The organism is Brevibacterium sp. 91QC2O2, assembly GCF_024580695.1.
Taxonomy (GTDB): Bacteria; Actinomycetota; Actinomycetes; order Actinomycetales; family Brevibacteriaceae; genus Brevibacterium; species Brevibacterium moorei.
This window is the reverse complement of sequence record NZ_JANIJY010000007.1, coordinates 88,216-109,889: the sequence shown is the minus strand read 5'-3', so window position 1 is coordinate 109,889 and position 21,674 is coordinate 88,216. Positions and strand designations below refer to the sequence as shown.

The window sequence follows — 21,674 nt, the reverse complement described above, 5'->3', positions numbered from 1 at the left end:
AGCCTACCGAGCGCCACAGGGGTGTCGGCAACCACGATAAAATGCAGGACGTGAAGGTTCTTGTCATCGGGTCGGGCGCCCGCGAACACGCCCTCGTTGCAGCCTTGTCCCGCGATCCCGGAGTCGATGCGATCATCGCCGCCCCGGGCAACCCCGGCATCGCCGGAATGTGCGAAATCCGGAACGTTGAGGCCACCGATCCAGCGGCCGTCACCGCGCTGGCCGGAGACCTCGGGGCCGACCTGGTGGTCATCGGGCCAGAGGCCCCATTGGTCGCCGGGGTGGCCGACGCCCTGCGCGCCGCCGGCTTCCCCGTCTTCGGCCCCGATGCCGCGGCCGCCCGGCTGGAGGGCTCGAAGGCCTTCGCCAAGGAGGTGATGGCCGCCGCCGGCGTGCCGACCGCCGCCTCGGTCGCGGCGACCACCGTCGATCAGGCAAAAGCGGCCCTGACCGAGTTCGGCGCCCCACACGTGGTCAAGGCCGACGGCCTGGCCGCCGGCAAGGGCGTGGTCGTGACCGAGGATTTCGAGACAGCGCTGGCGCACGCCACCGACTGCCTCTCGGCCTCCGACCGGGTGGTCATCGAGGATTATCTGGCCGGGCCCGAGGTCTCCCTGTTCGTGCTGTGCGACGGCACCACCGCGGTGCCGCTGGCGCCCGCGCAGGACTTCAAGCGGATCGGCGACGGCGATACCGGCCCCAACACCGGCGGGATGGGCGCCTATTCGCCCTTGCCGTGGGCGCCGGCGGATGTGGCCGAGCAGATCACCCGGCTGGTGGCCCAGCCGGTGGTCGACGAAATGGCCAGGCGCGGCGCCCCGTTCACCGGCCTGCTGTACTGCGGCCTGGCCCTGACGAAGAAGGGCATCGAGGTCGTCGAGTTCAATGTGCGCTTCGGCGATCCGGAGACGCAGTCGGTGCTGGACCGGCTGCAGACCCCGTTGGGTCGGACCCTGCTGGCCGCCGCCCAGGGCCGGCTGGCCGAAATCGACCCGCTGGTCTGGTCCGAGCAGGCCTCGGTCACCCTGGTGCTGGCCGCCGCCGGCTACCCCGGCACCGTGCGCAAGGGCGATCCGATCACGGGACTGGACGAGGCCGCGGCCCTGCCCGGCGTCCTCGTCCTGCACGCGGGCACCGCACTGGGCGCCACTGGCGAGATCGTCACGGCCGGCGGGCGTGTCCTGTCCGTCGTGGCCTCCGGCGACACCCTGGCCGCCGCCCGCGATCTGGCCTACCGGGCCGCCGCGCTGATCGACTGGCCGGGCAAACAGAACCGTACCGATATCGCTCAAGCCGCGATCGACGGGCGCATCACCGTGCCCGCCGGGGCCTGAGCCGGAAAGGAATCCCCATGACGACGACACCTGCGGCCCCAGCGTACGATCTGCCCGGCTGGAAACACGCCTACGCCGGCAAGGTCCGCGAGATCTACATCCCGGAGGCCGCGGCGGACTTCGCCTCGGCCGATAAGATGTTGATGGTCGCGACCGACCGGATATCGGCCTACGACTTCATCCTCGACACCCCCATTCCGGACAAGGGCAAGGTGCTCACCGGCCTGTCCCTGTGGTGGTTCGACCAGCTGGCCGATGTGGTGGGCAACCACGTCCTGTCGACCGATGTGCCGTCGGCGGTGACCGGGCGGGCGATCATCTGCAAGCCCCTGCACATGTTCCCCGTCGAATGCGTGGCCCGTGGCTACCTGACCGGTTCGGGCCTGGCCGACTACACGACCTCGGGCATGGTGTGCGGCAATGCGCTGCCCGCGGGCCTGGGCGAGGCCGACCGGCTGACACCGGCGATCTTCACCCCCGCCTTCAAGGCCGAGCTGGGCGATCACGATGAGAACATCACCTTCGACAAGACCGTCGACCTGGTCGGAGCCGAGGACGCCGAGGCCCTGCGCGATCTGACCCTGCGCCTGTACACCCGCGCCGAGGAGATCGCCCGCGAGCGCGGCATCGTGCTGGCCGACACCAAGTTCGAGTTCGGCCGCGACGCCTCCGGTCAGATCGTGCTGGGCGATGAGGTCCTGACCCCGGACTCCTCCCGATTCTGGGACGCCGCGGACTATGCCCCCGGCAAGGTCCAGGCCAGCTTCGACAAGCAGTTCGTGCGCGACTGGCTGACCGGCCCGGATTCCAGCTGGGACCGCAATTCCGAGCTGCCGCCCCCGGCGCTGCCCGAACAGATCGTGGCGCGGACCAGGGCGCGCTACGTCGAGGCCTTCGAACGGCTGACGGGCACGACTTTCCCTGCGTGACCGGTGCAACCGGCCTGCGGGGCCCTGCATGAGTCGCGGGGCCCCGCACGCTTGCTAAACTTGTTTCAACTAATCCACCCCTATCTCACTGGGAGCATCATGGGACGTATCGTCGTCGAGGTCATGCCCAAGCCCGAAATCCTTGACCCGCAGGGCAAGGCCATCGGCACCAGCCTCCGGCACCTGGGCTTCGAGGGTTTCTCGGTCCGGCAGGGTAAGCGCTTCGAGCTGACCTTCGACGGAGAGCCCACGGACGAACTGCTCGCCAAAGTGCAGGAGGCCGCCGACACCCTGCTGTCGAACTCCGTGATCGAGAACGTCGTGTCCGTCGCCGCGGATGAGGACGCCTCTGCGAACGCCGAGGCCGCCAAGTGAGCGACCGGAGCACCCTGACCGCCGGCGGCCCGCTGATCGGTGCCGCAGCCTCGGAGGCCCCGCTGGCCGGCGCCCAGGACATCCGGGTGGGCGTTGTGACCTTCCCCGGCACCCTGGACGACCGGGACGCGGCCCGCGCCGTCACCCTCTCCGGCGCCACCGCTGTGCCGCTGTGGCACGCGGACGCCGACCTGCACGGTGTCGACGCTGTGGTCCTGCCCGGCGGCTTCAGCTATGGGGACTACCTGCGCTGCGGGGCGATCGCCAGCTTCGCCCCTGTGATGTCCAAGGTGATCGACGCCGCCAATGGCGGAATGCCGGTGCTGGGCATCTGCAATGGCTTCCAGGTGCTGTGCGAATCGCATCTGCTGCCCGGTGCCCTGGTGCGCAACGACCACCAGCACTTCATCTGCCGCGACCAGGTGCTGCGCGTGGAGAACACGCAGACCGCCTGGTCCAATCAGTTCACCACCGGCGAGGACATCGTCATCCCGCTGAAGAACGGCGAGGGCGGTTTCCAGGCCGAAGCGCACGTGCTCGAGGAGCTGGAGGAATCCGGCCGCGTGGTCTTCCGCTACCAGGGCGTCAACCCCAATGGTTCGCTCAACGACATCGCGGGTATCACGAACGAGCGCGGCAATGTGGTCGGCCTGATGCCCCATCCGGAGCACGCGGTGGAATCCGGCTTCGGCCCCGACACCGCCCGCGGACCGCGTACCGGCCTGGACGGCCAGGGCTTCTTCACCTCGGTGATCGCCGCCCTGGTCAACGCCTGATGGCCAAGAAGAGCCTGCCCCTCTCCCCTGCCCTGCAGGAACTGGTCGACCGAGCGGCGTTCCTGTCGACCGAGGTGCAGGCCCACTTCGGCCAGCTGGTCGGCGATGCCGACTGGGAGGTCGACTTCGGCGCTGCGGTCCCGGTGCTGGAGTTCGCCCGCGGCGAGGGCGAACCGCTGCGCCTGCGCGTTCATTTCATCGGCACGCAGGCCACAGCGCCGGCCACCTGGCACTCCGGTTGGGACAATGTCAACGAGTTCCCGGATGCCGTAGTGGACCTGACCGGTGCGCTGCGCGCCTACGGTGAGGCACACGAGGTCCCGGAACTGTCCGATGTGGAGTTCTCCGCCGATACGGAGCTGACCCATGCGGTGGCGCTGGCCGCGAAGCTCGTGACCGATCACTGGGCCCACTATCCCGCATCCACCGGGCCGCAGACCACCGCCTGGCTGCTAGTCGACGGGGCCGAACTGGCCCTGGACGCCCCGCAGATCAGACCCCTGGTCTTCGCCATCGCGGGCGCCCTGCAGCAGGGCCAGGTGAAGAACCACCGGGCCGCGCTGGAATCCTATGCGCGGCTGCGCGGCTTCGCCTGCGCCGCCCTGCCCGATGGCACCGTGCGGGTGCTCGCGGCCGACGGTTCGGCCGATATCACCTTCGATGAGCTGGACCGGTTGACCAACTGCCAGGTCGCCCAGCCCCTGACCGACGAGGCCGCGGCCCAGCTGGCGGCGGCCGGTGACGTGGCGCCCGCGGCGACACTGGAATGGGACCTCGGCCCGGTTGCGGCTGCGCAACAGGCCGCAGACGCCCCGGCCGTCGAGGAGCCGACGGTGGTCGAAGCGCCGGAGCCCGTCGTCGAGGAGCCCGCAGCGGCCCTGGAGACACCCGTGCAGGAGCCGGCACAGCCCCAGCCGGAACCTCGGCCGGAGCCGGTGGCACCCGCACAGGAGCAGGCGCCCGCGGAACCGCAGCCGGCGCAGGAGCAAACCCAGCCGGACGAGCCGAAGAAGAAGGGCTTCTTCCGCAAGCTGTTCGGCCGCTGATAGCACAACTTCGCTTGACAAGACAACTTGGTGTTGTACGACACGTGTACGCTACCGTGAGCTCGACGACATCAGCAAGGAATATTGTCAAGCGAGGTTGAGAACATGCACACCCGGACCAAACGGCGTGGCACACTACTCACGGCACTGGCGCTGGCCTGTGGCCTGGCGTTGAGCGGTTGCGGCGCCAGTAACTCCACCGATGACTCGGCGGCCGGCGGGGACGACTCCTCCGGCGGCAAGGACTGGGGCGACTGCACCCCGGCCGCCGATGCCAAGGACATGGGCAGCGAGAAGCCGGGCGACGGGGAGAAGACAGACCTGACGGTCGCAGCCTTCAACGGCTGGGACGAGACCATCGCCACCGCCTATCTGGCCAAGCACGTGCTGGGCGAATACGGCTACAACGTCACCGTGAAGAAGTTCGACCTGGCGCCGGGCTACGTTGCCACGAGCAACGCCGATGTCGACTGGATGTCATCGACCATGCTGCCGGTGACGCACAAGCCCTATATCGAGAAGTACGGCGACAAGCTCGAGGCCCAGGGCTGCTGGTACGACCAGGCGAAGAACACGATCGCAGTCGACAAGGACTCGCCGGCGAAGACCATCGAGGACCTGAAGTCGATGGGCGATCAGTACGGCAACAAGCTCTACGGCATCGAAGCCGGCTCCGGGCTGATGGATGCCACCAAGGACAAGGTCATCCCCGACTACGGCCTGGACAATATGAAGCTCATCGCCTCGTCCACCCCGGCGATGCTGACCCAGCTGCAGAAGTCCACCAGCGCGGGCGAGCACGTGGCCGTGACCCTGTGGCACCCGCACTGGGCCTACGACAAGTTCCCGGTGCGCGACCTCGAGGATCCCAAGAAGGCGCTGGGCGAGAACGAGAAGCTCTACACCATGTCGCGCACGGGCTTCACCGATGAGCACCCGCTGCCCGCCCAGATCCTGAAGAACCTGGCGCTGACGCCGAAGAACCTGGAGGGCCTGGAACGCGTCATGGCCGCCCCCGAGGAATTCGACGGGAAGAACCCGGAGAAGGCCGTGGCCAAGTGGGCCAAGGACAATCCGGACTTCATGCCCGATTGGAAGTCGGGCAAGCTCACCGCCAAGGAGTAATCCACGGTACCCATCTTCTGGCACGGCTACAGCCGGCTGCTCGCATGCGCGGCAGCCGGCGTTGTCGTGTCTCAGGGGATCGGCGCAGTACTCGTGTTCGACTGGAGTTATTCCATTGCCTGGTATGGGCTGGTCTTCCTCGTGGTCTTCGCGCTGTGCGCCCTGCTGGTGGCCGGGATCTGGCGGGTGTTCAGCCCCCGGCTGCACGAGGCCTCGGCCCTGGTCGGGACCCTGCTGCTCACCGCCGGGGTGCTGATCGGCAATCCGTGGTGGGTGCCCGGGTACAGCACTGAGACCCCGGAAGGCAGCTATTTACGCGGGGCCTTCATCGTCATGGTCCCGATCTTCTTCCTCACCGTGTTGGTCTTCTGCGGCTGGAAGATCTGCGCACTCATCACTATGCGGCGGGCGCGCAGTGGCCGCAGCTCGGGTGGGCGCCGGCGGCAGTACATGCCCGACAGCGCAGGAACTGCCGCCGGCAGGACTGATCGACGCAGTTGACGTAGTCGGCGGTCGGCTTGCCGCATTCCACGCAGGTTCCCAGTGACCGCGCGTTCGGCCCGAACTCCTGGTGCATGCGCTTGTCGAAGACGTAGAGCGAACCGTCCCACAGGCCGTCGGTGCCGCGGGCCTCGCCGTAGCGGACGATCCCGCCGTCGATCTGGTAGACCTCCTGGAAGCCGCGGTTCTTCATCAGCACACTCAAGACCTCGCAGCGGATCCCACCGGTGCAGTAGGTGATGACCGGCTTGTCCTTGAGCTCGTCGTACTTCCCCGATTCCAGTTCGGCGACGAAGTCCCTGGTGGCCTCGGTTTCGGGCACCACGGCGTCGGCGAAACGGCCGATCACCGCCTCCATCTCATTGCGGCCGTCGAAGAACACGACCTCACCGCCCTGGGAGGCAAGCCCCCGTTCGGCGACCAGTTCGTCGACCTGGGCCGGACTCAAGTGGACGCCGCCGCCGACCACACCCGATTCATCGACGACCACCTCCGCGGGATGGCCGAAGGTCACCAGCTCATCCCTGACCTTGACCGACAGCCGCGGGAAATCATCGCCCACGCCATCGGACCACTTCACATCGGCGGCCTTGAACGGCGCGTACTCCCGCATGGCGCGCACGTACCTCTTGACATCCGGCAGGTCCCCGCCCAGGGTTGCGTTGATGCCCTGGGCGGACACGATGACCCGGCCCCGCAGGTGCAGGGAATCCGCCAGGGTGTGCTGCCACAGGCGAATCGCCTCGGGATCGGGCAGCGGGGTGAAGACGTAGAAGAGCACGATTTTCGGAATCGACATGGACTCGATTCTAACGAGCGGGCCCACCTCCCTAGACTGTGAGTCCATGAGCTTCTACTTCACCCGCACCGGCGATGACGCCTATCGTGCAACGGAATTGGTCGCCGGGGCCTGGAACCCGGACGAACAGCACATCTCCCCCGTACTGGGCCTGCTGGTCCACCTGTTGGAGACCGACCACGCCGCCCGCCGGGAGGCCTCCGGTGCGCCCCGGCTGCAGCTGGGGCGGATCTCCGCCGACATCTTCGGCGTGGTCCCCGTCGACGAGTTCACCTACGACCTGCGCGTCCTGCGCCCGGGCCGCAGCATCGAACTGGCCGAGGCCGAACTGCGCTACGGAGGGCGCACGATCGTGCTGCTGCGCGCCTGGTTCGTCCAGGCCGCTGACACCACCGGCCTGGCCGGCTCCCCCTTCGCCCCGATACCCTCGGTCGACGAGACCCCGGAGTTCGATTCGACCACGGTCTGGCCGGGTGCCTATATCGCCAGTTTCGAGGCGCGCCGCACCCAGGTGGAACCGGGCCACGCCCATTTCTGGCTGCGCACCCCCGTGGATCTGGTCGACGATGCCCGGGCCTCGGCCCTGGCCAGGGCGGCCGGCCTGTTCGACACCGCCAACGGCATGACGGTGCGCCGTGATCCGCGCGAGGTGGCATTCCCCAATGTGGAGCTGACCGCATCGCTGTTCCGGCAGCCCTTCACACCCGCCGCTGGAACCGGCCCGGACGCGCAGAAACCCAGCCGGGAGAGCCCCTGGCTGGGTTTCAATACGCGCGTGTCCTTCGGGCCGACCGGGCTGGGTCTGACCAGCTCGGTCCTGCACGATCAGGACGGGCCCTTCGGAACCCTCAATCAGACCCTGACCGTGCGGCCCTGAGAGTTACTTCTCGGCGGCGTCCTTGTCCGCGTCCTCGGCCGAGGATTCGACCTGGGCGTCGACCGGGGCGTCCGCGTGGTGGGAGATCGAGATCTTCTTCGGCTGGACCTGCGCATAGGCCCCGGCCACCCGGACCGTCAGCACGCCGTTGACGTAGTCGGCCGTGATCGCGTCCTCGCCGACCTTCGCCGGCAGGGTCGCGGTGCGGCTGAAGGAGCCGTAGCGGACCTCGCGGACACCGTCGCCGCTGGTCTCATCGCGGCGTTCGCCGGAGACGGTCAGCGTGCGCCCGTGCAGTTCGATGTCGATGTCCTTCTCCGGGTCCATCCCCGGCAGGTCGACCCTGATGACCAGGTCCGCGCCGTTGCGTTCGGTTTCCAGTGCCGGAATGAAGCCCTGGGTACGGTCGGCCACGGCCACGCCCGGCAGGGAGCGCAGCACGTCGTCGATCACAGAGAACGGACGGAACGGATTGATACCGGTGTTTGCCATTTCCAACATCTCCTTGGAGTAGGTGAAATTCTTTCCGCCACCCCGGTGCCTGTATCACCTCGGTGGCTACATGAGGTGTAACCACTTGAGTGTCCACGGTATTCCAAAGTTGAGTGACTTTTTATCAACTTCTTTCCACGGCCTGGGCCGCTAGAATAGTGCCCATGCGCGTCGAAAGGACCCTCGCCTGACATGTCGAACACCCCCGAAGCCTCCGCGATGACTCCGGAATCCCAGACCAAGAAGGTCAAGGAAACAGTCGAATTCGCAGCCGCCCACCCGGACGTCGAACAGCCGTTCGCCGAACTCGGACTCAAGGCCAACGAATACGAAGAGATCAAGAAGATCCTGGGCCGGCGCCCCACCAGCGCGGAACTGGCGATGTATTCGGTCATGTGGTCGGAGCACTGCTCCTACAAGTCCTCCAAGGTCCACCTGGGCAAGTTCGGCGACCAGGTCACCGACGAGATGAAGGAACACCTGCTGGTGGGCATCGGCGAGAACGCCGGCGTCGTCGACATCGGCGACGGCTGGGCCGTGACCTTCAAGGTCGAATCCCACAACCACCCCTCCTATGTGGAGCCCTACCAGGGCGCCGCCACGGGCGTCGGCGGCATCGTGCGCGACATCATCTCGATGGGCGCGCGTCCGGTGGCCGTGATGGACCAGCTGCGCTTCGGCGCCATCGACCACCCCGACACGAACCGCGTGGTCTCCGGCGTGGTGGCCGGTGTGGGCGGCTACGGCAACTGCCTGGGCCTGCCCAATATCGGCGGAGAACTGGTCTTCGACGCCTGTTATCAGGGCAATCCCCTGGTCAACGCCCTGGCCGTGGGCGTGATGCGCCATGAGGACATCCGCCTGGCGAACGCATCCGGCGTGGGCAACAAGGTCGTGCTGTTCGGCGCCCGGACCGGCGGCGACGGGATCGGCGGCGCCTCGATCCTGGCCAGCGAGTCCTTCGACGACTCCAAGCCCTCGAAGCGCCCGGCCGTCCAGGTGGGCGACCCCTTCGCGGAGAAGGTCCTGATCGAATGCTGCCTGGAGCTCTTCCACGCCGGCGTCGTCGAGGGCATCCAGGACCTGGGCGCAGCCGGCATCAGCTGTGCCACCAGCGAACTGGCCTCCAACGGCGAGGGCGGTATGCGCATCGCCCTGGACGATGTGCTGCTGCGCGACCCCACGCTGACTCCCGAGGAGATCCTCATGAGTGAGTCGCAGGAGCGCATGATGGCCGTCGTCACCCCCGATAAGCTCGACACCTTCATGGAGATCGTGGACAAGTGGGAGGTCGAGACCTCCGTGCTCGGCGAGGTCACCGGCGACGGGCGCCTCGTCATCTCCTGGCACGGCGATGTCATCGTCGACGTGCCCCCGCGCTCGGTGGCCCATGACGGCCCGGTCTACCACCGCCCGTTCACCCAGCCGTCCTGGACGGAATCGACCGCCGCGGACACCACCCGTGCCGCAGGTCTGGAGCGCCCGGCCGACGACGCGGGCCTGGAACAGACGCTCAAGGACCTGCTGGCCAGCCCCAATCTGGCCGATCCGGAATGGGTGACCGACCAGTACGACCGCTACGTCCAGGGCAACACCGCCTTGGCCGCACCCGATGACGCCGGCGTGATCCGGGTCGACGAGTCCACCAACCGCGGCATCGCGATCGCCACGGACGCCAATGGCCGCTACGCCTATCTGGATCCGGCGCGCGGCGCCCAGCTGGCCCTGGCCGAGGCCTACCGCAACGTCGCGACCTCGGGCGCGCGCCCGATGGCCGTCACCGACTGCCTGAACTTCGGCTCCCCGGAGGACCCGGAGATCATGTGGCAGTTCGATCAGGCCACGACCGGCCTGGCCGCGGCGTGCAAGGACCTGGGCGTGCCGGTCACCGGTGGCAATGTGTCCCTGTACAACCAGACCGGCGGCGTGGCCATCCACCCGACCCCGGTGGTGGGCGTGCTGGGCGTGTTCGACGACGTCACCCGCGCCACCCCGGCCGGCTGGCGCGAACCAGGGCAGACCATCTACCTGCTGGGCACCACCGCCGACGAGCTCGACGGTTCCGCCTGGGCCGAGGTCGCCCACGACCACCTGGGCGGCGTGCCCCCGGAGTTCAAGCCCGAGGTCGAACGCGAACTCGCCGACATCCTCATCAACGCCTCGCGCGACGGCATGCTCGATGCCGCGCACGACGTCTCGGAGGGCGGCATCGCCGTGGCCGTGGCCGAGGCCTGCATGCGCTTCGGGACCGGCGCCCGGTTCTGGCTCGACGAGGTCTGCCGGCGCGACGGCGTGGACCTGTTCACCGCACTGTTCTCCGAATCGTCTGCCAGGGCCATCGTCTCGGTGGCCCGCAGCGAGGAGGTCCGATTCAAGGACATGTGCACCGCGCGCAACTTCCCCTTCGCCCGGATCGGCATAACCGACAACGGCGAAACGGGTGCCCCGACGTTGGAGCTGGCCGACCACTTCACCATCCCGGTCGCCGAACTCTCGCGGATCAACAAGGAGACCCTGCCGAAGTACTTCGGCTGACACCCGGAGGAATCCGGACACAGGGGCCAACCACACGGTTCCAAGCACGGGGGCCGGGGAGCGTACAGCGCTCCCCGGCCCCCGTCGCATCCGCCCGCCTATTCGGTCGTCAGGCGCAACAGCTGCGCAACGGAGTCGAGTGCCGCCTCGGCCGGAGCGGAGCCGGCCAGCACGAACTGCACGATGACGCCCTGGAGCATGGCGACGATGCCGGGGACCAGGGCCGCGGCGTCGGCCCGCGCCCGCTGCTGGGAGGCACCGCGGTGCTGGACGAACCAGCGCACCAGATAGGCGCCCAGCTGGGTCCGGATCCGGTCGAGCACCCCCGTGGCCAGGGCGCGGAAGGATTCGGACCTGGCGCCCTCGGCCCAGATCTGCACCACGATCGAGGGCATGCCATCGCGGACCAGCAGGCCGCGCACCAGATCGGGGACGATGCGCGCCGGCGGGTCCAGGACCTCGGCGCCCGTTGCCAGGTCCAGGGCTGCGAACCGGCTGTCGAGGACCTCGTGCGCGATGTCGATGGCCAGCTCCTCCTTGCCCGAGTAGTAGACGTACACTGCACCGGCGGATAGACCGGCCTCCCTGACGATATCGGCCATCGAGGCCCCGGCGAATCCGCTGCGCACGATGCACCGCTTGGCCGCGTCGCGGATCCGTGCGCGCATCGCGTCCTTGTGCTCCTGACTGACCTTGGGCATCGAGACCTCCGACTCACTTCCATAAAAACGAATGGTCATTCTTGACAGCCAGCTTACCCGGCCCAATAATGAACGAGTATTCGTTTTTTAGGATTCACGTCATCACAGATCCGAGGCTCCCATGTCAACTCCCACCCGGTCCACGGGCCGCTCCGCGCACTGGCTGCGCGCCTGCGGCATCGCCGTTCTGGCCGCCGCCATCGTCTCCCTCATCCTGCTGGCCTTCAGCTGGCCGACGGTGACATCGCAGGCGAAGAACCTGCCGGTGGCCGTCGTCGGCAACGCCGAGCAGCGGGCCCAGTTGGGCGCCCAGCTGCCCGCCGACACCTTCGAGGTGCACGGGGCGCAGAGCCGGGAGGAGGCCGTCGGCATGATCCAGCGGCGCGAGGTCTACGGCGCGGTGGTGCTCGGGACCGAACCCGAGGTGCTCATCGCAGGCGGCGGATCCCCCGCGGCCGGCACCGCACTGCGCACGCTGGCCACCCAGGTCCAGCTCCAGCTCGACCAGCGGGCACTGGCCGCGGGGACCCCGGCCGAGCGCGTCCCGCACATCACGACCACCGACGTCGCCCCGCTGAGCACCGACGACCCCACCGGCTCCGGGATGGCGATCACCGGCCTGCCGCTGGCCCTGGGCGGAGTGGTCGGCGGCGTGCTCATCAGCCTGCTGGTCACCGGCCGCAGGCGGCGCGCCGCCGCGGTCCTGGCCTATGGAGTGGTCGGGGGCCTGGCGCTGACGGCCATCCTGCAGAGCTGGTTCGGCATCCTGCAGGGCCCGTTCTGGCTCAATGCCCTGGCGATCGGGCTGACCGTCGCCGCGACCGCAGCGCTCATCAACGGACTCGTCTCCACCATCGGCACACCCGGCATCCTGCTGGGCGTGGTCATCACCGTGCTCATCGGCAATCCGATCTCCGGGACCAGCGCACCCCAGGAGTTCCTGCCCTGGCATTTCGGCGCGATCGGCCAGTACTTCGTCCCAGGGGCAGGCGGCAGCCTGTTGCGCAGCCTCGCGTACTTCCCCGACGCCCCTCGCGCCCGCGAATGGTGGGTGTTGACAGCCTGGCTGCTCGCCGGCGGTCTGCTCATCCTGATCGGACATCTGCGGGCCCATGCCGGGCAGCGGCGAACCGCGGCGGTGCACTGAGGGGCGGCCGGGTTCGCGTAACCGGGATTGTGACGCCGGCCGGCTGTCATAATCCCGGGCCTGTGCCATGCTGGGAGTCATGACTGAAATCCTGACGAGCCACGCCGGCTCCCTGCCCCGTAACGACGCCCTGCTGGCCGCGAACAGGGCCAAGAACGAGGGCACGGGCTCCCCCGCCGAATTCAACGCCCTGCTGGCCGAATCCGTCGACGAGATCGTCGCCAAGCAGAAGGCGCTGGGCATCGACATCGTCAACGACGGCGAATACGGCCACACCATGGCCGAACAGATCAACTTCGGTGCCTGGTGGCATTACTCATTCCAGCGCACAGGCGGACTGGGGCTGGCCACCGGCGGGGCGCGCGAGGCCGAACCGGCCCCCGCAGCACCGGGCAAACTGGCCCTGGCCACCTTCACCGAACGCCGCGATCGGCAGCTGTTCGCCCAGGCATACGCCGACGAAGAGGCCTCGATCCATCCACGCGCGGGCCTGCCCTTCCCCGTCATCACCGGCCCGCTGACCTATATCGGGCAGGAGGCGGTCGCCACCGACATTGCGAACCTCAAGGCCGGCCTGGCCGCCGCCGGGATCGACGAATCGCGCGGGTTCATCAACTCCCTTGCCCCTGGTTCGGCCGCCCGGATCGGCAACACGTACTACAAGACCGATGAAGAGGTCGTGTGGGCCTGGGCGGATGTGCTCCATGAGGAGTACAAGGCGATCACCGACGCCGGCCTGACCGTCCAGGTCGACGACCCCTCGATCGCCGAATCCTGGGACCAGATCGACCCCGAACCCGCGCTGTCCGACTATCGCGCCTTCATCCAGGTGCGCATCGACGCCCTGAACCACGCACTGCGCGGAATCGATCCGGCGCTGGTCCGCTTCCACACCTGTTGGGGCTCCTGGCACGGCCCGCACGTGACCGACCTGCCGTTCGCGGACTTCGTCGACCAGGTGCTCACGATCAACGCGAACGGACTGACCTTCGAGGCGGCCAATGCCCGCCACGAACACGAATGGACGATCTGGCGCGATGTGAAGCTGCCCGATGGCAAGTACCTGATCCCCGGCGTCGTATCGCATTCGACCAATGTGGTCGAACACCCGGAACTGGTCGCCCAGCGCATCGAGCGCCTCGCGAAGCTGGTGGGGCCGGAGAACGTCGTGGCCTCCACCGACTGCGGCCTGGGCGGACGCGTCCACCCGCAGATCGCCTTCGCCAAGCTGGAGTCCCTGGCTGCGGGAGCAGACATCGCCTCCCGCCGTCTGTGAACCCGAGACGTGACAAACGGTACGGGGCCGCGCAGGGTCTGCGCGGCCTCGGCCCCGGGGTTCGTCCGGTAAGCTAATATCATGTCCGCCGCCGTCTCCACCGACCCCCAGGGAAAAGCACAGGCCACAGCACAGGTCGCCTCCCAGCGGGGCAAGCGCATCGGCTTCGCCCGGCACCTGAAGCTCTACATCGATGCCGTCAAGCCCGGCATCGTGATGAGCAACACCCTGGTCACGGCGGCCGCCTACACCTTCGCGACCCGGCACTTCGATCCGGTGGTCTTCCTGGCGCTGATCCTGGGGACCGCCTGCATCATCGGTTCGGCGTGCGTGGTCAACAACCACTTCGACCGGGAAATCGACGCGCGGATGGCCCGGACCGCCGGCCGCGGCCAGGTCACCGGCTTCATCAGCCCCTTCGCCGCGACAGCCTACAGCTATGTACTGGGCATCGCCGGTGTGACGATTCTGGGCACCATGACCAATTCGCTCACCTGTGTCCTGGGCGTGATCGGCTGGGTCACCTACGCCCTGGTCTACACCTGGTCCAAGCACCACACCGTGCACTCGACTCTGATCGGCACCGTACCCGGCGCGATTCCGCCGGTTGCGGGCCTGACCGCAGGTGGGCTGGGCCTGGGCTGGGAGGCGCTGGCGCTGTTCCTGCTGCTGGTCGCCTGGCAGCTGGTGCACTTCTTCGCGATCTCGATCCGTCGGCGTGACGACTACGCCGCAGCCGGGGTGCCGGTGGCGGCCGTAGCGTACGGCGTCACCCCCACCAAGCGCCTGATCCTGGCCACCGCAATCCTCAACCTGGCGGCCAATGTCCTCATGGTCTTCGGCGCTCACATCTCCGTCTGGTGTTCGGCCGTCCTGCTGGTCTTCGCCGTCTACTGGCTGGTCGTGTGCGCACTGGGCCAGAGGGCCAAGACCGATGCGATCGCTTGGGCATCCCGCGTTTTCAAGATCTCCCTGCTCGACATCATGCTCATCTGCGCGGTCCTCGTCATCGAACCCTGGCTCCGCTAGTTTTCAGGTTCCACTACTTACCGAAATGTTGATATATCGGTAATTTCGACCAGATTTCGACATTTCGTCACGTAGTGGAACGTAACGACCGGAGGTCACAGGGCCGAGGTCCCACCACCCACCGCGACATCGTCGCTTGTGTACGGCTGAGCCCGTATCCACAGGACACCTTCAACGCCTGGCCTCCCGCTATCGCCTTCGTGATCATGCGGTCATGGAGACCATCCGACGCCCCTTCACGGGTCCGCTCAAGACGATCGAACTGCCACGGTTCATAACACACCGCGATGCGATTGCAGGGGGCCTCAGCGACTACGCTCTGCGCCGGATGCCCCGTGTCCGAGACGTACCCGGGGTCCTCCTGCACCCGACCCAAACGGACTCGGTCGAAGTCCCGGAATTCGCCGACCAGGACTGGGTCGAGACCTATTCTCACGCCAAAGCCGTTCAACTGTGGAGACCGCAGCTGCTCATCGATTCCATCAGCGCAGCCAGACTCTACGGCTTCCCCCTGCCCTACCGGCTGAAGGAACACGCAGGATTGCACATCGCCCTGCCCACGTGTTCCAACTACCCCAGACTCGGCGAGGTCCACTGCCGGATAACGCAGCTCTACGAGCCACAGCCCTGGTTCGGCCTCTGGGCCAATTCGAGTATCGGCGTCATCGTAGGTCTCGCGAACCACATGAGTGAGGACGAACTGGTGGCCGTCATCGACGGACTCGCCGGGCCCTTTCACGGCAGCCCGTGGATGCCGATTGCAGACATCATCGAGGGTCTGCGAACTGTGGACGGAGCCCGGAACATAGCCTTGGCCCGCAGGGCCGCAGCCAGGGCCCGCGACGGGGTGCGTTCCCCGATGGAAACGAAGTGGCGGCTGCTGATCGTGGCCGACGGGATGCCGGAGCCGACAGTGAACCTCCGGGTCAAAGTCACGCGCACCCAGGAGCGGGAGATCGACCTGGCCTTCGAGGATTTCAAGGTCTCCGTCGAATACCACGGCAGGGAATACCATTTGCGCACCGCCAAACAGATCGCCGAGGACAACCGCAGGCGTCTGGAACTGGAGCACGTGGGTTGGAAGGTCGTGGTGATCACAGGGGAGTTCCCAGCCGAGGACTATATGCCGGAGATCCGCCGGGAACTCCGGTCCCGCGGCTGGCGCGGCTAGACTTCACATTCCTGAGTTCCACTACTTGACGAAATGTTGAAATATCGACGTTTCAGCCCCGAAATCGACATTTCGGTAAGTAGTGGAACTCGAGCAGGATGAGAGGCGGAGCTTAGAAGTCGTCTTCCCAGTCGGTGATGATCTCGCGGTCCGGTTCCTCGTCCGGCTGGTCGTCGGCCAGACGCAGGAACTCCACATGGGACTCGTAATTGGCCAGCACATCGGCGATCAGCTGCTCCTCCGTGAAGCCCAGCACATCGCAGCCGCGCGAGCCCTCCGCTGTGAAGACCTCCACCCGGAAGTACTCCTCTGCCTGTGCCCGCCCGGAGCGCAGGGCGAAGCGGGGCACCTCGCAGGCCACCGGATAGAGCTGATAGGAGAACGGCTCACCATCGGGGAACTCGCGGACCAGCTGAACCTGGTGCAGGCCGCCGGGGGCGACCTCGGCCCGTTCGACCTGTGCGGTGGCCCCGGAATCCCGCAACTCGCCGGCGACCTTCTCCAGCGCCGAGGTGGCCGTCGTGTCGATGAACCGGGCGGTCGCCTGGGCACCGGGGTAGTTCGTCAGGCGCCGCAGGCGGGCGCGCCACGACATGCCCGAGGTCCCCGAGAGCTGGCCGGGCATCGAGACCAGGCGGCCGGCGGCGTGGCTGGCCTCCTGGCGCAGCGCCCGGTACAGGGCGATCATCACCAGATAGAGCACGATGGAGAACGGCAGCCCGATGATGAGCGTGGCCCCCTGCAGGGTGGACACCCCGTCGACGATGAGCATCGCCAGTGTCAGTACGCCGGTGAGCACCGACCAGAACACGCGCAGGCGCTTGCCCCCATCGGATTTCGGGTCGTGCAGGTGGCTGGAGAAGTTCGCCAGGACCAGGGCGCCGGAGTCCGCAGAGGTGACGTAGAACAGCAGGCCCACCACGGTCGCCAGGCCGATCACGAAGGGCGCTCCGGGATAGTGTTCCAGCAGCGCGTAGAAGGCCTGCTCGGGGGCATTGGCCGCGGTGTTCGCCAGGTCAAGGTCCCCGTCCATGATCAGGCGCAGAGCCGAATTGCCGAAGACCGAGATGAACACCGCGATGAAGACGAAGGGCACGACCAGCACGCCGAAGACGAACTGGCGGATGGTCCGGCCGCGGGAGATGCGCGCCAGGAACAGGCCCACGAAGGGCGCCCAGGCGATCCACCAGGCCCAGAAGAACAGCGTCCACTGGCTCATCCAGGCGCTGTGGTCGGTGAAGGGGAAGACGTTGAGCATGAGCTCGGGGAACTTCGCCACGTAGTCGCCCACATCGGTCACCAGGGCGTCGAACAGGAAGCCCGCCTGCCCGGTGGCGATGACGTAGACCATGAGGACCACGGCCAGGATGACATTGAGTTCGGACAGCCTGCGGATGCCCTTGTTGACGCCGGAGACGGTGGAGATCGTCGCCAGCAGGACGGACAGCGCGATGAGCACCGCCTGCCAGAGGATCGACTGGTCGATGCCGAACATCAGGTGCAGGCCCCAGTTCAGCTGGACCACACCGATGCCCAGGCTGGTCGCGATGCCGAAGATCGTGCCCAGCACGCTGAGCACCTCGATGCCGTTGCCCAGCCCGCCCCCGGCGTGGCGTCCCAGTACCCAGGACAGGATGGAGCGCATGCTCAGCGGCATCCCGCGCCGGTAGGCGAAGTAGGCGAAGGCCGCCCCCATCAGCGCATACATCGCCCAGCCGGTGATGCCGTAGTGGAACAGGGTCCACACGATCGCCATCCGCGCCCGGTCCCCCGGCGCCGTGGCGGGGTTCAGCGGGTCGTCGACATGGCCCTGGGGTGGGTCGAGGAACTGTGCTGCTGGTTCGGACACGGAGAAGAACATGAGGTCGATGCCGATGCCGGCGGCGAACAGCATCGACGTCCAGGTGAACATGTTGAACTGGGGCTTGGCGTGGTCCGGGCCCAGTTTGATCCGGCCCGAGGACGAGGCCGCGATGAACAGCACGAAGCCGATGACGATCGTGGCGGTGGCGATGTAGTACCAGCCGAAGGTCCGCGAGACCCAGTCGACGATGGTCGTGAGCACCGTGTGCGCACTGCCGGGCGCCGCAATCGCCCAGACGGCGATGGCGACGATGATGGCGGCCGAGGTCCCGAAGACCGGCCAGTTGACTTTGGGTGTGTGCGGTTCCGCTTCAAGCGGTCCGGCGGTCGTGGAAGACATCGGTTAACAAGCTTAATGACCTGCCCGCCCGATATCAGGGCAAACGGGAAGAAACCTTGTGAACGTGAGCAATCAAGCAGACACCGGCCACACCACCGCGGGCCTCACCGCTTCCGCGCGCGCCAGCGGCCCACGCCCGTGTAGACCAGGGCGGCCAACAGGATCACGTAGAGGACGACCGCGATGGGCGACTGGAAGAAGACCGCCAGGCTGCCATCGGAGGACAGCAGGGCGTCGCGCATATTCGTCTCCGCCAGGGGCCCCAGCACCATGCCGATCATCAGCGGCGCCAGCGGCACCCCGTAGCGGCGCAGGATGAAGCCCAGAATGCCGATGCCCAGCAGCATGCACAGATCGAACACCGAGGCGCTGGTCGCGTAGATGCCCAGCCCACAGAACACCGCGATCCCCGCGTACAGATACGGCCTGGGGATGAGCAGCAGCTTGGCCCACAGCGGTGCGAAGGGCAGGTTGATGACCAGCAGCACGATCATCGCGATGAAGAAGCTGGCCAGCAGGCCCCACACCAGGTCGGGCGCCCGGTCGAACAGCAGGGGCCCGGGCTGCAGGCCGTACTGGCGGAAGGCCGCCAACATGATCGCAGCCGTCGACGAGATCGGCAGGCCCAGGGCCAACAGGGCGCCCATGGCGGTGCCGGTGGTCGCATTGCCGGCGGCCTCGGGGGCGGCCAGACCGCGAATCGCGCCCTTGCCGAACTGCGGGTCCTTCCGGCGCGTATCCAGCTTGCGCTCCAGGCCGTAGGCCATGAAGGTCGGCACATCGGCACCGCCCACCGGGATGACGCCGAAGGGCAGGCCGATCGCGGTGCCGCGCAGCCACGCTGGGGTCGCCTCGCGGAACTCGGACTTCGACAGGAAGGGCCTGCCAGAGGCCCGGATCTCCGCGCGGTTGGGATCGCGGCGGATCCGGCTGGCGATGAAGAAGACCTCGCCCAGGGCCAGCACTGCCACGGTCACGGTGACCAGCGAGATCCCGTCGAACAGGTTCTGCACGCTGAAGGTGAAGCGTTCGGTGCCGGAGACGGAGTCGATTCCGATGACCGAGATCCCGATGCCCAGCACCAGCGCCACCAGGCCCTTGAGCACGGAGTCCGCGACGACCGAGGAGGTTGCGGCGAAGGCGAACAGCGCCAGGGCGAAATACTCGGCCGGGCCGAAACTGGCCGACAGGTCCGCAAGCACCGGTGCCAGGAAGACCACGACGACACAGGAGATGAACCCGCCGATGAACGCACCGATCGCCGAGGTCGCCAGGGCCTGCGGGGCGCGCCCGCTCAGCGCCATCTTGTGGCCCTCGAAGGTCGAGGCGATGGCCGATGACTGGCCGGGCGTGTTCATCAGGATCGCCATGGTGGAATCGCCGAACAGCCCGCCGAAGTACACGCCGGCGAACATGATGAATGCGCCGGTGGGGTCCAGGGCGAAGGTCAGGGGCAGCAGCAGGGCCACCGCCATCGAGGAACCCAGGCCGGGCAACACGCCCACCGCGGTGCCCAGCAGACAGCCGACCAGCACCCACAACAGGTTCATCGGGGTGAAGGCGTGGCCGAAGCCGTCCATCAAGTGCATGAGCGCATCCATCAGATGCCACCTCCCAGGATGCCGGTGGGCAGATTGAGCCCCAGCAGGGTGTCGAAGGCCAGGTAGACCAGGGATGAGAAGGTCAGTGCCAGGGTCAGGTCGAACAATGGCCTGCGCGATCCCATCGAGCGGGCCACGCACCAGAACAGGGCGGCGGCGGAGATGATCCAGCCGGCGGGCACGATCAACGCCGCGAAGATCGCGAACCCGGCCACCGCCCAGGCCAGGGCTGCGAAGTCCGAATGGGTCCGGTGCTTGACGTCCTTCCTGGCCGCCTCGTACTGGGCACTGCGCTCATCCGCCGAGGCCCCCGCCGGTTCCAGCCGGGAGGCGGCGACCGCGGAACTTCCCGGGTCGGCGAAGGCGCGGGCGGTCTCCTCGGCCCGTTCCGCCCTGGCCGCGGCGAGCGCGGGCGAGGCGTCGTCGGTTGCGGCCATCGCATCGTCAGGGGTGTCGTCGACCGTCTCGGGGTGGCGGATGATCGCCACGGCCAACAGAACGGCCAGGATGTAGCAGGCGATCATGATGAGCATCGGGAAGAAGGTGGGACCGGGCCAGTCCGTGTCCTCGGCCACGTCCATGGTCAGGATGCCGATGAGCAGATAGGTGGCGAAGGCCGCGACGATGAGCGGGACGAGCAGACCGGAGCGGCCCTCCCACCAGGTGCCCTTGCCCCACCGGTGGGCTGTGATGAACGTGCTCATAGTCCCAGCTCCTTAAGGATCTCGTCGGTCTGTTTCTGATCTGCTGCGATGAAGGATTCGAATTCCGGGCCGGTCAGCCAGACGTCCGTCCACTGATTGCGTTTGAGGGCGTCCTGCCAGGCCTCGGACTTCCTGGTCGCATCGAGGATGTCGATGAGCTGGGCCCTCTCGTCCTCGCTGATGCCCGGGGCGCCCAGATAACCGCGCCAGTTGGTCATCGTGACCTTGTGGCCCTGTTCGGTCATGGTGGGGATGTCGATTCCGGCGATCCGCTTGGGTGCGGCCAGTCCGAGGGCCCGCACGCGCCCGGCCTCGACCTGGTCGGAGACCTCGTTGTAGCCCGTGCAGGCGAAGTCGGTGGTGTGCGAGAGCAGGGTCGCGATGGCCTCACCGCCACCGGATTTGGGGATGTAGGTGATGGTGCCGGGGTCGATGTCGTTGACCCGGGCGATCTGGGCGACGGTCAGATGGTCGATGGAACCGGCCGAGCCACCGGTCCATTTGAACTTCTTGCCCGACTTCCAGTCGCCGACCAGCTGGTCCATGGACTGGTACGGGGAGTCGTTGGCGGTGATGAGGACGTCGTAGTCCTCGGCCACCCGGGCCAGCAGGGTCGCATCCTTGTAGCCCACAGGCGACTTGTTCAAGGCGATGCCGCCTGTCATGGCCGAACCGGTGGCCAGGACCGTATCGGCCCGCCCGTCCATGGTGGCGAACTTGCCCAGGCCGATCGTGCCGCCGGCGCCGGGGATGTTGAGCACCTGCGCATTGTTCGTCACCCCCGACAGGCGCATGGCCTGCTGGGTCTCCCTGGCGAAGCCGTCCCAGCCGCCGCCGGCTCCGGCGGGTGCGATCAGGGTCAGATTGGCCGACAGGTCGCCGGCGGCGGCACCCTTCTTGATCGAGAAGCCCGTTGCCGTGGACACCGCGGCCACTGCCAGCACGCCATAGGCGAGATAGCCGAACCGACGGCGGGTCAGATGCGAATCCTGGGTCATCATTGGTCCATTCATCCTGATGAAATTGCGACTGCGTCAGTCTATGCACACAGGA

General features: G+C 67.3%; 20 protein-coding genes. 13 read left to right on the top strand and 7 right to left on the bottom strand.

What is annotated here, in order from left to right; genetic code table 11:
* The first annotated feature begins 50 nt into the window (after positions 1-50).
* The 7 genes from purD to NQ036_RS07470 all read left to right on the top strand — a co-directional run bounded on the left by purD (position 51) and on the right by NQ036_RS07470 (position 6,086).
* The gene (purD, locus tag NQ036_RS07500; RefSeq protein ID WP_257058042.1) at positions 51-1,334 is read left to right on the top strand and encodes a phosphoribosylamine--glycine ligase; all 1,284 of its coding nucleotides are present in this window, start codon (positions 51-53) and stop codon (positions 1,332-1,334) included.
* Between the two features lie 17 nt (positions 1,335-1,351).
* Entirely contained in the window at positions 1,352-2,263 is a 912-nt protein-coding gene (locus NQ036_RS07495; protein WP_257058041.1) for a phosphoribosylaminoimidazolesuccinocarboxamide synthase, read from the top strand.
* Positions 2,264-2,362: 99 nt separating this feature from the next.
* The gene (gene purS, locus NQ036_RS07490) at positions 2,363-2,638 is read left to right on the top strand and encodes a phosphoribosylformylglycinamidine synthase subunit PurS (RefSeq protein ID WP_257047882.1); all 276 of its coding nucleotides are present in this window, start codon (positions 2,363-2,365) and stop codon (positions 2,636-2,638) included.
* 32 nt (positions 2,639-2,670) lie between these two features.
* Positions 2,671-3,414: a phosphoribosylformylglycinamidine synthase subunit PurQ gene (purQ, locus tag NQ036_RS07485; protein WP_306427882.1), complete on the top strand. Its 744-nt coding sequence runs from the start codon at positions 2,671-2,673 to the stop codon at positions 3,412-3,414.
* Positions 3,414-4,460, top strand: coding sequence for a DUF6882 domain-containing protein (locus NQ036_RS07480; protein ID WP_257047881.1), 1,047 nt, complete (start codon positions 3,414-3,416; stop codon positions 4,458-4,460). The genes purQ and NQ036_RS07480 overlap by 1 nt, the downstream gene beginning before the upstream one ends.
* 105 nt (positions 4,461-4,565) lie before the next feature.
* The gene (locus NQ036_RS07475) at positions 4,566-5,585 is read left to right on the top strand and encodes a glycine betaine ABC transporter substrate-binding protein (RefSeq protein ID WP_257047879.1); all 1,020 of its coding nucleotides are present in this window, start codon (positions 4,566-4,568) and stop codon (positions 5,583-5,585) included.
* Positions 5,586-5,651: 66 nt separating this feature from the next.
* Positions 5,652-6,086, top strand: coding sequence for a hypothetical protein (locus NQ036_RS07470; protein ID WP_257047878.1), 435 nt, complete (start codon positions 5,652-5,654; stop codon positions 6,084-6,086).
* On the opposite strand, the gene NQ036_RS07465 is transcribed toward NQ036_RS07470, so the two are convergent.
* Entirely contained in the window at positions 5,983-6,885 is a 903-nt protein-coding gene (locus tag NQ036_RS07465; RefSeq protein ID WP_257058040.1) for a rhodanese-related sulfurtransferase, read from the bottom strand. The genes NQ036_RS07470 and NQ036_RS07465 overlap by 104 nt on opposite strands.
* Positions 6,886-6,931: 46 nt before the next feature.
* Here NQ036_RS07465 and NQ036_RS07460 point away from each other — a divergent pair, with 46 nt between their 5' ends.
* Positions 6,932-7,762, top strand: coding sequence for a thioesterase family protein (locus NQ036_RS07460; RefSeq protein ID WP_257058039.1), 831 nt, complete (start codon positions 6,932-6,934; stop codon positions 7,760-7,762).
* A 3-nt stretch (positions 7,763-7,765) separates the two neighbouring features.
* Here the strand turns inward: NQ036_RS07460 and NQ036_RS07455 are convergent, their stop codons facing one another.
* Entirely contained in the window at positions 7,766-8,254 is a 489-nt protein-coding gene (locus NQ036_RS07455) for an Hsp20/alpha crystallin family protein (RefSeq protein ID WP_257047875.1), read from the bottom strand.
* Between the two features lie 192 nt (positions 8,255-8,446).
* Between NQ036_RS07455 and purL the strand changes: the two genes are divergently transcribed.
* On the top strand, positions 8,447-10,789 hold the full coding sequence (gene purL, locus NQ036_RS07450) for a phosphoribosylformylglycinamidine synthase subunit PurL (RefSeq protein ID WP_257058038.1): 2,343 nt from the start codon (positions 8,447-8,449) through the stop codon (positions 10,787-10,789).
* Between the two features lie 98 nt (positions 10,790-10,887).
* Here the strand turns inward: purL and NQ036_RS07445 are convergent, their stop codons facing one another.
* On the bottom strand, positions 10,888-11,490 hold the full coding sequence (locus NQ036_RS07445; protein WP_257047873.1) for a TetR/AcrR family transcriptional regulator: 603 nt from the start codon (positions 11,488-11,490) through the stop codon (positions 10,888-10,890).
* A 121-nt stretch (positions 11,491-11,611) separates the two neighbouring features.
* Here NQ036_RS07445 and NQ036_RS07440 point away from each other — a divergent pair, with 121 nt between their 5' ends.
* The 4 genes from NQ036_RS07440 (at position 11,612) to NQ036_RS07425 (ending at position 16,113) form a co-directional block, all read left to right on the top strand.
* Positions 11,612-12,637, top strand: a complete 1,026-nt coding sequence (locus tag NQ036_RS07440) for an ABC transporter permease (protein WP_257058037.1) — start codon at positions 11,612-11,614, stop codon at positions 12,635-12,637.
* A gap of 79 nt (positions 12,638-12,716) precedes the next feature.
* On the top strand, positions 12,717-13,913 hold the full coding sequence (locus NQ036_RS07435; protein ID WP_257058036.1) for a cobalamin-independent methionine synthase II family protein: 1,197 nt from the start codon (positions 12,717-12,719) through the stop codon (positions 13,911-13,913).
* Between the two features lie 81 nt (positions 13,914-13,994).
* Positions 13,995-14,942 carry a heme o synthase gene (gene cyoE, locus NQ036_RS07430; RefSeq protein WP_257047870.1) on the top strand — a complete coding sequence of 316 codons (948 nt, stop codon included), beginning with the start codon at positions 13,995-13,997 and terminating at the stop codon, positions 14,940-14,942.
* Positions 14,943-15,156: 214 nt separating this feature from the next.
* Entirely contained in the window at positions 15,157-16,113 is a 957-nt protein-coding gene (locus NQ036_RS07425) for a hypothetical protein (protein ID WP_257058035.1), read from the top strand.
* A gap of 112 nt (positions 16,114-16,225) precedes the next feature.
* Here the strand turns inward: NQ036_RS07425 and betT are convergent, their stop codons facing one another.
* The 4 genes from betT to NQ036_RS07405 form a co-directional block, all read right to left on the bottom strand.
* On the bottom strand, positions 16,226-18,316 hold the full coding sequence (gene betT, locus NQ036_RS07420; RefSeq protein ID WP_257058034.1) for a choline BCCT transporter BetT: 2,091 nt from the start codon (positions 18,314-18,316) through the stop codon (positions 16,226-16,228).
* A gap of 104 nt (positions 18,317-18,420) precedes the next feature.
* A complete protein-coding gene (locus NQ036_RS07415) occupies positions 18,421-19,917 on the bottom strand; it encodes a tripartite tricarboxylate transporter permease (RefSeq protein WP_257058031.1) in 1,497 nt (498 codons plus the stop codon).
* Positions 19,917-20,621: a tripartite tricarboxylate transporter TctB family protein gene (locus tag NQ036_RS07410; protein WP_257058029.1), complete on the bottom strand. Its 705-nt coding sequence runs from the start codon at positions 20,619-20,621 to the stop codon at positions 19,917-19,919. The genes NQ036_RS07415 and NQ036_RS07410 overlap by 1 nt, the downstream gene beginning before the upstream one ends.
* Positions 20,618-21,622 (bottom strand): tripartite tricarboxylate transporter substrate binding protein, encoded by a 1,005-nt coding sequence (locus tag NQ036_RS07405; protein WP_257058025.1) that lies wholly within the window; start codon positions 21,620-21,622, stop codon positions 20,618-20,620. The genes NQ036_RS07410 and NQ036_RS07405 overlap by 4 nt, the downstream gene beginning before the upstream one ends.
* Positions 21,623-21,674: the final 52 nt, after the last annotated feature.